Here is a 16,375-nt window from a genome sequence, read left to right on the forward strand (position 1 = left end):
TCCATTCTATATTATAATATATCAAAAGATTTTTATAGCATATTAGAAATTTTTAAACAATTATAAAGCATATAATGGACTTATTAGATTATAATAAATCTTAAAATAATTTTTAGTGTCCAAAATATAATTTAAAATCCATATTTTGATCTAATAGTACGTATTAACATACTGAATATGTTTTTTATAACTCCTTTTAATTACCATATGATTAAAGTTTATTATTAACTCATAAAAGTGTTCTAGCTTAATTAAAACATTAGTTCAATCGATATGTTTATATTGATCATTCGAATACTCCTATTATTATAGATCTATTATTTTTTATTTTGATCTGATAAACAAAACGCAAGGAGGTGAAAAAACGAACGCTAAAAACAGGATAATGATATTTTCTGTATTCATCATAGGCATGTCCCTGTTTGCCACGGCCATAGAACCGGCATCGGCTGCTACAATTAATGTAACGTCTACTATGAATAATTCAGAGATCCAATCAGCATTAGATAACGCTGCATCTGGAGATACCATCAATTTCCTCGGACAGCTTTATACAAATATACAGCTGACCATCAACAAGACTCTGAACATAATAACCAGCGCAGGGACAATATTATCCGGATCTAACCCCAAATCTGCAGTATTTTCAATTAATGGACCCCAATCTTCAGGAACTAAAATAAGCGGATTTACAATTAACGCAAATGGTACAGGAATACTTATAAACAACACCAGCAATGTAATCATCTCCAGGTGTAACATAAGCGCTGCCAACGGGCCTGCAGTCAATGTAAACAGCAGTTCTAATACCCGAATTGAAAATAGCACCCTGACAAACTCAACCACAGGAATTACCGTTTCAAACAGTAAAAACACCAAAATCACAGGAAGTACAGTCAAAAATAACAAAGAAAATGGTATAGATGTGGAAACTTCCATAAACACTACTATAAACAATGACAAAATCACAAATAATGCAGAAAGAGGAATTAAAATCTATAATTCCATTAACACCACTGTTAACGGCTCCACCATAAAAAGTAATGGAAATAACAGCACTATAAATCTGCACTCCACAGGAGGAGGTATTTATGTTCAAAACTCAAAGAACGTTAAAATCACACACAACAACATTACCCACAACAGCCACGGAATAATTGGGGTAGACTCCACTAATCTCACAATAAATAACAATACAATAGACGATAACCATGGGGACGGAATAATACTCCGCGGATATGCAATCAACATAACCATAGATACTAATGAGATAAAAAGAAATTCTAATGGGCTTGAACTGGATTACTCCAAGGGTACAAACATAACCATCAGACATAACACTATAACTGAAAGCATACTTTATTCAGACAGTCCTACTGAAGAGACCGGGAGTGGAATTAATTATGGAGCTGACTATAAAAATGGTGTAGGCGAGACCATAGAACACAACGTAATCATGAATAACCAAAAGAGAAATATAAATGGGCATGATACGAGTGCTACCCTCCTTCCAGTGGGTATAAACTGGTACGGAGTAACATGGTCTGGAAATGAACCAGGTTATTCTGTAGGTCAGGATATGTTCTGTTGTAAAGTCCTTGGTACTCCAATCAACCTGGTATTGTATAATTCTGGAGGAAACACATATACTGCATATCTCATGGATGTTTACGGCAATTATATAACCGATTTGCCAGGTATAAGTGTAACCTTTAGTACCACTGGAGGATTTTCAAAAACAGTGACACTGCACAATGGACAGGCTAGTGTTCAGATCGGCATCACCCAGCTGGGAAATGGTATGGTACTAGTTACCAGCGGCGATGAAACTGCTTATGTATCATTTGATGCTAAAGTAACTAATCCAAACTCCGGAAATGGAAACGGTAATGGAAATGGAAATGGAAACAACAACGGTAATGGGAACAACAATGGAAACGGTAACGGCGGCTCCGGAAATGGAAACGGAGCAGGTACAAACGGTGCCGGTGGAAACTCAGGCGGTTCCAATGGAGGAGCATCATCAGGCTCTGGTGCAAACGTAGGGCTTGCAGTAGCTGCAGCAGCAGATGCAGGAAGCTCTGGAGGTTCCAGCCAAGGCGGATCCAACGGGCAACAGTCCTCCCAGTCCAAAGATAATTCTAAAACTGCCCAGGAGTTATTCATCGACAAAACAGTTAAAAGTCCAGAGTTCTGGGGTATAATCGGGATTATATTACTGCTTGTTCTGATATTCGGAGTTTACTACAGAAAAGACTTAATGGCCATGATCCAAAAATCAAAAAAATAAAACCCCTCTTTTTTTTCTTTTTACTCCAAAATTTTCAATTTTCAGTGCTCACAAAACTGAAAGTTTTGGGGCCTTAAAAAATCTGTGATCTTCAATTTTCACATGCTGCAAAAATATTTGGTTTTTGCAGGTTTTAAACTAAAATCAAATGTACATAACTCTGTAAAGCCCTGTTTAAATGGTTATCACATAATATAAATCCAATTTTACAACTTGATGGTCAAATTATCTACTTATATTAATAATTTCATATCCTACTACTTTAATTCAACTTTTTGTGCGTATAGAGCCAAAATCTATACGTATTTATATACGTATCGATCTACTGTTATTGTGTTAATTATATCCTTCTTAAAAATTAGAAGGGGGTGAAAAAGACGAACACTAAAAACGTGATAATTGTATTATTCTTACTATTTATAGGTATATCTATACATACCTCATTTGTAGAGCCTGTATCTGCGGCCAACATTAATGTGACTTCTACTATGGACAATTCAGAGATTCAAGATGTATTAGACAGTGCTGCTTCAGGAGATACCATTAATTTCCTTGGAACGCTTTATACAAATATACAGCTGACCATAAACAAGACGTTGAACATAGTAACCCGTGTTGGAACAGTGCTGTCTGGGTCCAGCTCATCAGGGGCTGCAGTGTTTTTAATTAATGGATCTAAAGCTTCAGGGACTCAAATAAGCGGTTTTAATATTACAGGTTCAGGTTCAGGAATACTTGTAAACAGCACGAATAACGTGAACATATCTAACTGTAATATAAGTGCTTCTGATGGTTCTGCAGTCACTATAAACAAAAGCAGCGGCACAAACATTAAAAACAGCAATATAACAAACTCCATAACAGGAATTAACATTTCAAACAGTAAAAACACCAAAATCACTGGAAGCACAATCAAGAACAATGCTAAAAATGGGATAGATGTGGGAAATTCTGTAAATACCACTATAAACAATGATAAAATCACAAATAACGCAGAAAGAGGAGTTAAAATTTATAACTCCAACAGTACGGTTATCAACGGGTCTGCTCTAAAATACAACGGCGATAACAGCAGTGCAGGAGTATCCTATGATGAAGGGGCTGTATCTGTAAAGAACTCGAAAGGCGTTAAAATCATATATAACACCATCAATTCCAACAGCCAGGGCGTAACTGTAGTAGATTCATCCAATGTTAATATAAACAACAACACAATAACTTACAACTATGGAGAAGGAATACTGCTTAACGGAACATTACTGGAAAATATCTTCATAAAAAGTAACGATATAGAAAAAAACGCCAATGGGATTGTATCTAATTACCACAAAGGCATAAATATCATTATCAGCGGGAATATCATAACAAAGAGTGTAGAAAGGTCACTGCCCAACGATGAAGACTCTGGAATTGGACTTAAATTTGGTTCAGGATATGCCAGCGACACTGGAAAAGAAGTTATAGAACATAATGCTATTTTAGACAATGATTACATGGATATGAGAGCAAGAGATTCACAGGTCTGGCCCCACGTAGGTTCCAACTGGTACGGGTACCGGCCCATCATCTGTTCATGTGTTCAACATGCCGCGGGCATAAACATGTTAATAGTGCAACTAGGACCAAATACCTATTCTGTACAGTTTATAGACGGTGTTACCAAGAAAACTGCAACAGATTTACCTTCCATTCATGTAAAATTTACTGCAGGAGGAGTTTCACAAATGAGCTGGACATCAAATGGACAGGCTGTTTTCAATGTGGATTCGGGTTTAGGTGCAGGCTTATTAACCGCTGCAGCAGACATGGTAAGTGTTTTTACAAATCGTGAGGATAATGATAAACCTTCACCTGATCCTACACCTAATAATGGAACAGGAACTAACAGCACAGGCGGTGGTGGAGGAAATGGCCCAGGTTCAGGTACAAATGGTGCTAACGGAGGTACTGGTGGTGATTCCAACAGCGGGGCAACATCTGGTACTTCTTCAAGTGTAGGGCAAGCGACTGCAGCTTCAGCATCTGCAGGAAGTGCTGGAAGTAATGGCCAATCTGGAACTGACAGTAAAAAAACTGTCCAGGAACTATTAATTGATAATACAGTTAAAAATCCAACTGTTTGGAGTATAATTGGAATTATAATACTTCTAATAGTAATATTGGGGGCTTACTACAGGAATGAATTGATGAAGATGATTAAAAAATCAAAAAAATAATTCATTTTCCATTCTATTTTTTTTATAGTGAATACTTAAATATTTTTGATGTTAAAGGAAAACCGTAAGTTTTCCTGAACCGCGAAACAAAGTTTCGCAGGCACAAAAACTTCATTTTTATCGGTTTTAATTTCGAATACCTAAAAAGTTTAAAAATTACATCATTTATTATAAGTGCCAGTTACTGATTACTGCATATTGATTCTGGTTCATCTTTCTAAACATAATTCTATGATCTAATTTAGAAAAGAGATACATGGCATTTTATTTTAATTCATTTTTTATAAAACGCGTTTAATAGCTACAAACATAATTATTAATATTTTAAATTTAATATAAATAAATTTAATCAATATAATTTTAAAAATAAGATATAAAAACATTTTAATTTTTTAAATTATGTCATATAAAACTCATATTTATTGTTACGCCCCATATAGGAACTTCCGAAAGATATATATCTCATCTTGTCCTAGATCGAATCATAATTATGTGCGTTTCGTTTGAAATAAAAATATCGCATGATTATAACTATTTGTAGGAGGCATTTAAATTAAAAAATTTAAAATGGGCGTATTAACACTAATAATGGTTCTAGCTATCGTTTCAACAGGGAGCGTAATGGCAGACCCAGTATCCGCAGCTACCCTTCCCGTAACTGCAGGTTCAACAAGTGCCCAGATACAAGCCATAATTGATGACGCACACAGCGGCGACACAATAAGCTTTGCACCTGGGACATACAACGATATAAAACTAAATATTAACAAAACACTAAACTTAATTGGTAACGGTGCTATTATTAAGGGCATAAATGAATCAGACACAGTTATTTTCAAAATAACTGCTGAAGGAGATGCAGATGGTTCAGGTTCAACAGTTCAAGGATTTGAATTTTGCCTTTTAAACAACAACGTTACTTCTGGATCAAAACTAGTATCAACAGGATATGCAATCCAGTTAGATAAAGTATCAAATGTTGTAGTTAAAAATGTTACCTCTCATGACGGGAAAGCAGCGGTTTACAATACAAATGCAGTTAATACACTTATAGAAAACTGTACTTTTGATGATAAATACTTAAAAACTTATGCTGTACACATAATGGGTGGAGACAACATTACAGTGAGAAACAGCAAAATTATTGGTGCTATGGACGGTATGTCTATCGCTTCTGGAGCTACCAATGTATATGTTGACAACAACACATTCTTAAACAACGACTACTGTGCCTTCTTCGGTGGCGGAGTATCCAACATAACTTTCATAAACAATATATTTAACGGTTTCAATGAAGGTTTAGGAATTGAAAAAGCTTCTAATCTAACTTATGTAATAAATAACACATTTACTAACGGATTAGGAGACGCAATATACATCCAGAACTCATATGCCCACGGACCAATGAGTATCATAAGCAACATCGAAATTATTGGAAACACCTTTAAAGATATCATTGGAGCAGCCGTTGGAGTTGATAAATCTGGAATGTTCACTGGTGACGGTACTGGAAACTCCATAGTCGGTATCAACAACACAGTTACCAACGTTTCAAAAGGGTATGTAAACCTTTATTCCACAGGCCAGAACCTGAATTTCACCATGGACTCATCATATCCAGCAACCGTACCTGGAGAAGCAAACATCTCAGTCTCAAGCAATGTTTCTTCTTCAGCCATCAAAACTGGCGATAAAACTACCTACACCATAACCGTTAAAAACAACGGAAACAGCAGCGCAACCAACGTTAAAGTAAGCGACATCTTAAAAACTGATTTCTACTCAAGTTACGCTACTTATGCATCCGTAGGAACTTACGCTAACGGAGTATGGAACATAGGTAATTTAGGTGCAGGAGATACTGCTTCATTAGTAGTTACTGCAACTGCTTTAAAATCTGGAACAGCTACATCCCAGGCAAAAGTAACTGGAAATAATATAAGCGTATTATCCAACACAATACAAAAAACTATAAATAAGTACATTAAAATGTCTTATTCCAATTCAATCCTCACCAATTCCAAGGTTAAAACCGGTAAATACGTTTACCTAGGAACCACAGTGAAAAACTCTGGAAAAGACAAATCTGGAACTGTTAAAGTTAAAATAACATTACCTAAAGGAATGAAATTGATCTCAGTTAATTATCCATCAGTGTACAATAAAGCCACTAAAACATGGACTTTCACTGTACCTGCAGGAAAATACTACACTTTCAAAGTCAAAGCTCAGGTCACATCCAAAGGAACCAAAAAAGTGACATTCAACGACAACGGTGCAGTCCAGTATAAATACATTACAGGGTACTAACTTTAAAATTAGTCTTCTATTAAAAGAAGACTAATTCTATTTTATTTTTTTAAATTAGCTATTTTAAATATTTTATTTATTAAAGGAGGAGTTTATATTAAATTTAATAAATGGCTGCTGCTACCTCTTATTGTAATCAGCATGATGACCATGAATGTTGCATTCAGTGAACCAGTGTCTGCAGCGACATGGACCATAAATGAAGCAGATATGGGGATGCAGACAAACGAAAACATCCAGAATATTATTAATAATGCAAATCCTGGGGATACAATACTATTTACAGGATCGCAGTATACCCACATCCACCTCTCGATAAACAAACCATTAAATATAGTAAGCAGTACTGGAACACAGCTATATGCGTGTCCCATGGAAGCACCACAGGGATCAGATAATCTTACTGCATTTTCCATTAACAGCGCCGCAGCAGGGACTAACATTTCAGGATTCAAAATAAACAACAATAATCAGGGATACGGTATAAACATCAACGGCACCAGTAACGTGAATATATTAAACAATACAATAGTTTGCAGAGACGGAACAGGAGTCAATGTCTTTGGAAGCAGCAATATAACTGTAAAAAACAATACATTGACGCAATCTCTCTCAGGAATCAAAATATCAAACTCAAGCTTAACCAGTATTTTAAATAATTTGATAACAGCTAACGCTGAAAATGGAATTTTATTTGGAGAAAATGTTTCTAATACAGTTATAAATTATAATAATATTACTCTCAACTTAAATTCAGGAATAAACCTTTTAGAATCATGTAACAATGTTACTATAAAAAACAATGCCATCTCACTAAATAATAAAACTGCAGATACAGGATATGGAATTTATATTAATTCAACAATTTCCGGCCTTAACATCACTGGTAACTTCATCTATGAAAATGGGTATTTAGGTATCTGTGATGATATAGGAGTAAACGAATTAACTGAAACCACCCAGAATATTGAAAATAATTATATAACTGGACATACCTTTAGAGATGTGGTAAGGTACGTAGAAGTAGATGGAAACATTGTAAGAAAAGAAGTATGGCTAAAAGAAAACTGTTTCGGAGGTTTAAAACGATTATGCCCATCGGCACATATTTTAGGTGATGTAATAATGGGCAATATTAGTCAATCATCCCCCGGTATATTCAGCGTTTCCTTTGTTGACAAGGACACAGGATTAACAGCCAATGGTTTAGGTTCATTTTACGTCACATTCTTCTTGAATAAAAATAATGTATCCAAAGGTGCAGCTGATACAGGAGACATCTGGAAAGAAATTCTAGTTGTAAATGGAACAGCAACTGCCAATTTCACTAACTGCACATATAAAGCTACTAACAATAGTATCTTTGTTATATCTCCATATTCCAGCTTTAATACAGCACTGAAAAATTCATTTACAGTTAATGATTCAGACATCCCGACTTTAAAGGCCAATATTTCAGCTACCTCCAGTGTCAGCAAGTCCATTATAAAAAATGGAGATACAATAACTTACAAAATTACAGTTAAAAACAGCGGCAAAAAAAATGCTACAAATGTTAAAGTAAGCAATATTCTTTCCCCTACTTACTATTCCAGTAACGCAAAACCTACACGGGGAACTTACTCCAATGGAGTATGGAACATAGGCAACTTAAATGCAGGTGAAACACTTACATTATCCATAACTGCCCAGGCTAAGCTATCAGGAATAACAAAATCCCAGGCAAAAATAACTGGAAACAACACAAACTCAGTATATTCAAACGCAGTACAGACAACCATAAATAAGTACATTAAAATGTCTTATTCCAATTCAATCCTCACCAATTCCAAGGTTAAAACCGGTAAATACGTTTACCTAGGAACCACAGTGAAAAACTCTGGAAAAGACAAATCTGGAACTGTTAAAGTTAAAATAACATTACCTAAAGGAATGAAACTGATTGCAGTTAATTATCCATCAGTGTACAATAAAGCCACTAAAACATGGACTTTCACTGTACCTGCAGGAAAATACTACACTTTCAAAGTCAAAGCTCAGGTCACATCCAAAGGAACCAAAAAAATAACATTCAACGACAACGGTAAAATCCAGTACAAATACGTTGTAGGATACTAAAACAGCAGTTTCAATTACTCACTCAAAAATTCCCTAATAAGGGATTTTTGAGGATTTATTTTTTTTAGATACAATCTACTTTGTTTTAAGATTAAAGCGTTTTAAAAACAAATATATTGCATTTACTAATTTTTACAGTCAAAACTATAAGATATCATTATCTTTCAAATGATACCCCCTACCTGCGATATGTTTATATATCCCTATCGAGCTATATTAAATCTAAACTATAAGATTAGCTTAAAAAACTAAAAGAGCTATTAATCAATATATTAAAAGATGTTAACGATTGTAGGATTAATATAAGAATTTTTTATACTAGTTCTAGCTGGATCAAGAATAATTGCTCTTAAATAAACAAAAAAACAGTGATAATATGAGTGACTATATGGAATTATTAAAGAAAGCAGGAGAATTTCACGGCGATATATGCGGTGGAATTGTCATGGGAACAAAATTAGCCATGTATGGTATGGAAACAATGGGAATGACACCTGGACAGAAAGATAAAAGATTGATAGTCTTTACTGAAATTGACAGGTGTATCTCTGATGCAGTCTTATCTGTAACAAGAACATCCTTAGGTAAAAAGTCCTTAAAACCAATGCACTACGGTAAATTCGCGGCTACATTCGTCAATATAGATACTGGTGAATCAATCCGTGTCGTAGATTTAGGTGCTAATAAAAAAGATAGAGACGAAAATGAAACAACAGAAGAGCTTATAGAAAGAATAAACAAAACTCCTGCAGAGGAACTATTTGAAATCCAAAAAGTATCGGTTAAAATCGATCCAAATGATTTACCTGGAAAACCACTGGAAATAGTAACCTGTGCTGACTGCGGTGAAGTTGTAATGGATGGAAAACATCACCTGAAAGGAGGAAAAGCTTACTGTACTTCCTGTTTTACTGGATCATATTATCAGGTTATAGACGAATAAGTATATAAAAACTGCATACTTCCGTGAATAACTGCTTTCCAGAGCTGAAGTTATTCACTACAATTCTATTTTTTAAAAAAATTAATACACACCACTTATTTTTAATTTTGACTGGTCTTGTTTAACGGTTCCAACAATGATTTTTGGATTTAACTGAAAAATAGATGATTATCCAGTTATAAACCATAAACACTTTAAAACACGACAATTATGTGAGTATCACCTCTTTTTGAGATTCAATTGAAATTACATCGCACCAGCATACATTAATTAAATAATAAAGATCTCTACCCCCATATATCCCACCAGTTAAACAGCATTTTTAATAGGAATAAATATACGTCTCGATATTTTATAATGTGCAAATATGTAATTTAGGTAGATATAAATTCATTTTAGTAATAGTTAAAACATTTATAGTAGTTTATATATCCTTTTTATTAGACTAAAGTTATTAAAAAAGTATAAATAAATATAAAATTGATTATTAATTTCTTAAATTATTATTGAATGATCCTTGATTATGTTTTATTAGTTAGGGTGGCCTAAGTAGCCTTATATGATCAAATAATGGATATAAATCTTTTGACGATCGATATGCTTATATATCCATATCATGTCTACTAAGTATATGGATCTTTTTAAGATTCATAATAATTAAAAAGGAGGCATTATGAACTATAAATCATTTGTTTTGCTCATGATTTTTGCTGTGTTTATTTGTATTTCAGCAATGGGAAGCGCGAGTGCAGCTGACTCTCCCTCTGCTAACTTTACAAGTAACACTACCAATGGAAGCACACCTTTAAGTGTTCAGTTCAACGACACATCTACAGGCAGCCCTACATCATGGTACTGGAATTTCGGCGATGGAAAAACGTCAACCGAGCAGAGTCCTGCGCATAACTACACAAAAAATGGGAACTACAGTGTCAGCCTTACAGTAACCAATGTTGCTGGCAGTGACAGTTTAACAAAAAGTAACTACATCACAGTTTCACCAACCGTTAACACCAGTAAAACCAGTGGAACTTACAAAACCGCCCAAACGGTGCAGTTAACCTGCAGCGACACCACTGCAACAATTTACTACGCAGCAGACACCACAGATCCCCGAACAAGCAGCACACGAACAAAATACAGTGGACCGATCACCATAAGTAAAACCACCACATTACGCTACGCGGCACTGGATACCAACGGTAACTGGAGCCCCCTCTACATACAAAACTATGTAATCGGAAGTAGCGGGACTGGAGGAACTGGAGGGCTTGATGATACAATTTGGGCTAAATCCGGAGGTGACCTCAACAACACAGGCCTATCAAATTACAACGGCCCCGAAACCAACACCACGCTATGGAACTACACCACAGGAAAATCCATATCTGGTCGTTGCAGTCCAGTAATTGGATCAGACGGGACCATCTACATAGGAAGTGACGATGGTAATTTTTACGCATTTAACGTTGACGGAACCGTCAAATGGACCTACACCACAGGGAGCACCTCAGGAAGCAACCCATGCGGTTCAGCAATTGGTGCGGATGGTACCATCTATACATTAGCAGGATACTACCTATTCGCTTTAAACCCTAATGGGACGCTCAAATGGAAATATAAAACTCCAGGATCCATCGTAGGTACACCGTCAATTAGTTCTGATGGAACCATTTACTTTGGAAGTACTGACGGTAAATTATACGCTTTATATCATAATGGAACTACCAAATGGACATACGACACTGGAACTTATGTATACGGCCAATGTGGAGGCCCTGTCATAGGGTCAGATGGAACCATCTACTTCGAAAGTGGAGAATCCTACAGTAATTACGGTAAACTTTACGCTTTAAACCCTAACGGAACACTCAAATGGAAATATACCATTGGAGGAAACTTGCAAGGTTCGGCAACAATTGGCCCTGACGGTACCATTTACGCAGGAGGCGTTGACGGCAATATCTACGCAATAAATCCAAATGGAACACTCAAATGGACATACTCCGTTGGAGGAACCATATACGGTGCATCAATCGGTGCTGATGGTACCATTTACGTGGGAGGTACTGACAGTAACTTCTATGCTTTGAAACCTGACGGAACACTCAAATGGAGCTGTACCACTGGACCTATTTACGGTACAGCAACGATTGGTGCTAACGGGATCATTTACATTGGAAGTTCTGACGGTAAACTCTACGCATTTAACGTCGACGGAACACTGCTGTGGACTTACACCACAGGAAGTGGTATCTATGGTTCTGTAGCCATTGGTACAAATGAAACACTGTACTTTGGAAGTTATGATAAAAACGTGTACGCCATTGCAAATACAGTTTTAAGGGCCAATCAGACTGAAGGATCTGCTCCTTTAACTGTGCAGTTTACAGGTTCAGGCGTTTCCCCTGTTTCATGGAACTGGGATTTCGGAGACGGAACTACCAGCACAGAACAGAACCCTGTCCATAAATACGCTAATGCAGGGTACTACACCGTGACCCTAACTGTAACCAGCAGCAATGGACAGACACGTACTGTAAGATTCACACAGTATATCAAAGCTTACAACCCACCCGTATCCAATTTTACAGTGAGTACTATCTGGGGAACAGCTCCTACTGTAGCTCCACCTGCTTGCAACCAGATACAGTTCAAAGACACCAGTTCAAACGTCCCTACATCATGGTACTGGGATTTCGGTGATGGGACAAACAGCACAGAACAGAACCCAACACACGTTTATGCAACTATGGGAACTTACCTGGTCCAATTAACAGTGACCAACGCTGCAGGGACCAGCAATTATTCCACTATCCTCCTGGTCAGAGGCACAATACTCGTAAACAGCAGCCTTGCAAGTGGTACCTACAACAACACACAAATAGTAAAACTAACCAGCGAAGACTCAAAAGCAACTATATACTATACAAACGACACCACAGACCCTAGAACAAGCAGCACAAGAATAAAATACACCGGACCAGTCACTATAAACAAAACCACAACACTGAGATATGCAGCAGTGACAACCACAGGAAAATGGAGCGCACTATACGTACAAAACTTCGTAATTGGAACTGGAGGACTGATAAACTCCTCAAACCCAACATACCAGGGCGACAACAACAACACAGGACTATCAGACTACACAGGCCCACAAACAAACAACACAAAATGGAACAACAGCGAAATAAGCCCTTCATCAGACACCAGCGTAGTTACAGGATCAGATGGAACCATATACGCAGGAAGTAATGGGTATTTATATGCACTAGACCCCACCGGAATAATAAAATGGCGTTATTATACTGGAAGTTCATCACAGATAACTACTCCAACCATAGGAACGGATGGAACCATTTATGTCGCTGGAAGCAGTTATTTACATGCATTAAATACAGATGGTACCCTAAAATGGAAACTTTATATCTATTCATCCAATATGGTTTCACCATCAATTGGAGCTGACGGGACCATCTATATACCATGTTACGATAACAGTGGCTTCCTTGACCCTGCTTTATACGCAGTAAACCCTAACGGGACATTGAAATGGAACACAAGCCTTGTTGATGCAAGTTTCATATACGGTAACTTAGCCATAGCATCAGATGGAACAATCTACGTTCCAGGCCATAGCTTCTTGTATGCAGTAAATCCAGATGGAACCATAAAGTGGTCATACGCTTTTGGAAACCACCAGTATTCCTCTCCATCCCTTGGAACAGACGGAACCATTTACATACTGGCTTATGGCGGTACTCTTTCTGGTGACCCTGCGTTATATGCAATAAATCCAGACGGAACACTCAAATGGAGATATACTACAAAAAGGGCATCATATGGTGCTGTAGCCCTAGGATCCGATGGAACCATATATCTTTTAGATTCAGGTACCCTTATTGCGCTAACTCCCGATGGAACACAAAAATGGAATTACACCGCGGGAACAAGTTCTTCTTCATCCCCTGTGATTGATGCAAATGGAACCATATATTTCACAGCAGGTAGCAGTATTTTTGCATTAAACTCAAATGGAACGCTTAAATGGAATTATACTGATCGTTCAGCAATCAGTAATCCTGTAATTGATTCTGATGGCACATTATACGTTGGAATCAATAATGTATTGTACGCATTCCGTGATGCTGCTGCTACGTTCAACTACACAATCGGATCTAATCCTTTGTATGTGGAGTTTAACGACACTTCAAATAACGCCACAAGCTGGAAATGGAATTTCGGTGACGGGACAACTTCCACCAAGCAGAACCCAACACACACCTACAGCAAATCAAGCCAGTACAAGGTTACTTTGGTTGCGGCATTAGCTAACGGTGAAACTCTTACAGCAGCGCAGGTACTTACAATCAGCGATATTACACCACCAACCGTGACTATAAGTCCAAATGGAGGAAATTTCAACACAACACAGACAGTAACATTAAATGCAACTGACGACAGCGAAAACATGACTGTTTACTACACTACAGACGGCAGTGACCCACAAACCAGCAGCAAAAGGCATGTTTACACCGGTTCAATCATTCTAAACAGTACAACAACACTTAAATATGCTGCAGTAGACTCTTCAGAAAACTGGAGCCCAGTCTACGAGGAAACATACACCATATCTGGGGCAGCAGTCAACACCAACATCAATGTAACTTCAGGCATGACCAACACGGAAATTCAATCCATCATTGACAACGCAGCATCTGGAAGCACCATAGAATTCCTCGGATCACTCTATGAAAACCTGCAGCTCACCATCAACAAACAGCTGAACATAATAAGCAACGTGGGAACAAAAATAACCACATCCAACACATTACCAGTATTCACAATCAACGGAACACAAGCAGCAGGAACCACAATAAAAGGATTTACCATTATTAACACAGGCACAGGCCCCGGAATACTCATAAACAACACCAGCAACGTGACTATTTCCAACAGCCAGATAAGTTCAACCAGCGGAACAGCAGTCCAGATAAACGGAAGTTCCAACACCACCATAAGAAGCAGCACTGTAAGCGACTCCACCACAGGAATCGAAATTTCAAACAGTAGCGGCACTCAAATAAACCAGAGCAACATCAACAACAACGGAAACGGAATAATCATAGAAAACAGTACAAACACCAGCTTCAATAACAACCAGATTACAGGGAACACCAAAAACGGAATATACGTTAAAAACTCAAACAAAACCACCATAAGCGGCAATACCATCAAGAAAAACGGGACCACGACAACCAGTGGAAGTGGAGTATACATTGAAAACTCAACAAACACCACCATCACCAGCAACCAGATCAACGAAAACTTCTATGGAATAAGTGCCCTCAACCTAACCAACGCCACCATCAAAAACAACACATTCATCAACAACGACAGAGACGGAATACTGCTGAACGGAACCACAAAAGACGTTACCATAGCAAGTAACACCATGCAAGAAAACGATAACGGGATCCATGTCAACTGCGAAAGCGAAAACCTGAACATAACTGGAAACTTAATCACAGGAAATATTAAAAAAGTAACCAAGCAGCAGATGTACCATGGAAACGGGATCTTACTTGGAAACAATTATATCCCATCATCAACATTCCGCATAGAACACAATGTAATGCTTAACAATGCCAACATGGACTTTAGATCATGTATGGCTGCAGGGGACTACATACCCGGGTCAAACTTGTTTGGATCAGGATGTAAACAGGTGACTTATGATCCTCAAATAACAATGGAAATGGTCAGGACTGGAAAAAATCAATTTTCAGTGGTGTTCCGTGATGGTAACACTGGTGGAATAGTAACAGATTTACCTTCCTTTGCTGTAACATTCAAGAACGGCCCTTATTCAGTGACTGTTATGACAGTTAATGGAGTAGCAACTGCAGTCTTTACAAATCTAGCTAATGGTGACGTAGTTGGTACTGCTTATGGATTAACTGTATCCACTGCATATAGTTCCATTATAAATTATCTGTTCGGAAATCCAGATGATCCTAACTCTGGAGGAAATGATGATCCTAATAGCGGAGGCAATTCGACTAACAACAATAACGGCAATGGTAACGGTTCGGGCAATACAGGTAATGGTCCAGGCAGTGGTTCTGGAAATAACCAGGGAGCTGCAAGTAATTCAGGAACTTCAGGCAGCAGTTCGAGTAGCGGCGCTTCTTCTGCAAGCGTAGGACTTGCAACAGCTGCAGCAGATGCAGGAAGCTCCGGAGATTCAGGTCAAGCTGGATCTAACGGTCAGCAATCCGGGCAGACAAAAACAGCGCAGGAATTATTTGTTGATGACACCACCAAAAATACCCAGTTCTGGGGCATACTTGGAGTCATAGTCCTCATTGTGCTGATATTTGGAGGCTACTACAGAAAAGATCTCATGAGCATGATTAGAAGATCGAAAAAATAAAACCTTTTCTTTTCTTTTTTTCTTTTTTTGAATTTAATAGGCTTAATCTGGTATAAAAT

At 37.4% G+C, this 16,375-nt stretch carries 6 protein-coding genes; all 6 read left to right on the forward strand.

Translation table 11 applies throughout. The annotated features are described in order from the left end of the window. Window positions 1-385: 385 nt before the first annotated feature. The 6 genes from AAGU07_RS07700 (at window position 386) to AAGU07_RS07725 (ending at window position 16,316) form a co-directional block, all read left to right on the forward strand. Window positions 386-2,290 (forward strand): right-handed parallel beta-helix repeat-containing protein, encoded by a 1,905-nt coding sequence (locus AAGU07_RS07700; RefSeq protein ID WP_342458531.1) that lies wholly within the window; start codon window positions 386-388, stop codon window positions 2,288-2,290. 368 nt (window positions 2,291-2,658) lie between these two features. Next, a complete protein-coding gene (locus AAGU07_RS07705) occupies window positions 2,659-4,506 on the forward strand; it encodes a right-handed parallel beta-helix repeat-containing protein (RefSeq protein WP_342458532.1) in 1,848 nt (615 codons plus the stop codon). Between the two features lie 588 nt (window positions 4,507-5,094). Continuing rightward, window positions 5,095-6,816, forward strand: a complete 1,722-nt coding sequence (locus AAGU07_RS07710; protein ID WP_342458533.1) for a right-handed parallel beta-helix repeat-containing protein — start codon at window positions 5,095-5,097, stop codon at window positions 6,814-6,816. Between the two features lie 150 nt (window positions 6,817-6,966). Beyond that, window positions 6,967-8,934 (forward strand): right-handed parallel beta-helix repeat-containing protein, encoded by a 1,968-nt coding sequence (locus tag AAGU07_RS07715; protein WP_342458534.1) that lies wholly within the window; start codon window positions 6,967-6,969, stop codon window positions 8,932-8,934. Between the two features lie 376 nt (window positions 8,935-9,310). After that, on the forward strand, window positions 9,311-9,877 hold the full coding sequence (locus AAGU07_RS07720; RefSeq protein ID WP_342458535.1) for an FmdE family protein: 567 nt from the start codon (window positions 9,311-9,313) through the stop codon (window positions 9,875-9,877). Window positions 9,878-10,550: 673 nt separating this feature from the next. Then, window positions 10,551-16,316 (forward strand): PQQ-binding-like beta-propeller repeat protein, encoded by a 5,766-nt coding sequence (locus AAGU07_RS07725; protein WP_342458536.1) that lies wholly within the window; start codon window positions 10,551-10,553, stop codon window positions 16,314-16,316. Window positions 16,317-16,375: the final 59 nt, after the last annotated feature.

Source organism: Methanobacterium sp., from assembly GCF_038562635.1.
Classification (GTDB): Archaea; Methanobacteriota; Methanobacteria; order Methanobacteriales; family Methanobacteriaceae; genus Methanobacterium_D.

Coding starts and splice junctions, on each gene's coding strand:
- AAGU07_RS07725 (WP_342458536.1), top strand. CDS start 10,551: ATGAACTATAAATCATTTGTTTTGCTCATGATTTTTGCTGTGTTTATT.
- AAGU07_RS07710 (WP_342458533.1), top strand. CDS start 5,095: ATGGTTCTAGCTATCGTTTCAACAGGGAGCGTAATGGCAGACCCAGTA.
- AAGU07_RS07715 (WP_342458534.1), top strand. CDS start 6,967: ATGAATGTTGCATTCAGTGAACCAGTGTCTGCAGCGACATGGACCATA.
- AAGU07_RS07700 (WP_342458531.1), top strand. CDS start 386: ATGATATTTTCTGTATTCATCATAGGCATGTCCCTGTTTGCCACGGCC.
- AAGU07_RS07720 (WP_342458535.1), top strand. CDS start 9,311: ATGAGTGACTATATGGAATTATTAAAGAAAGCAGGAGAATTTCACGGC.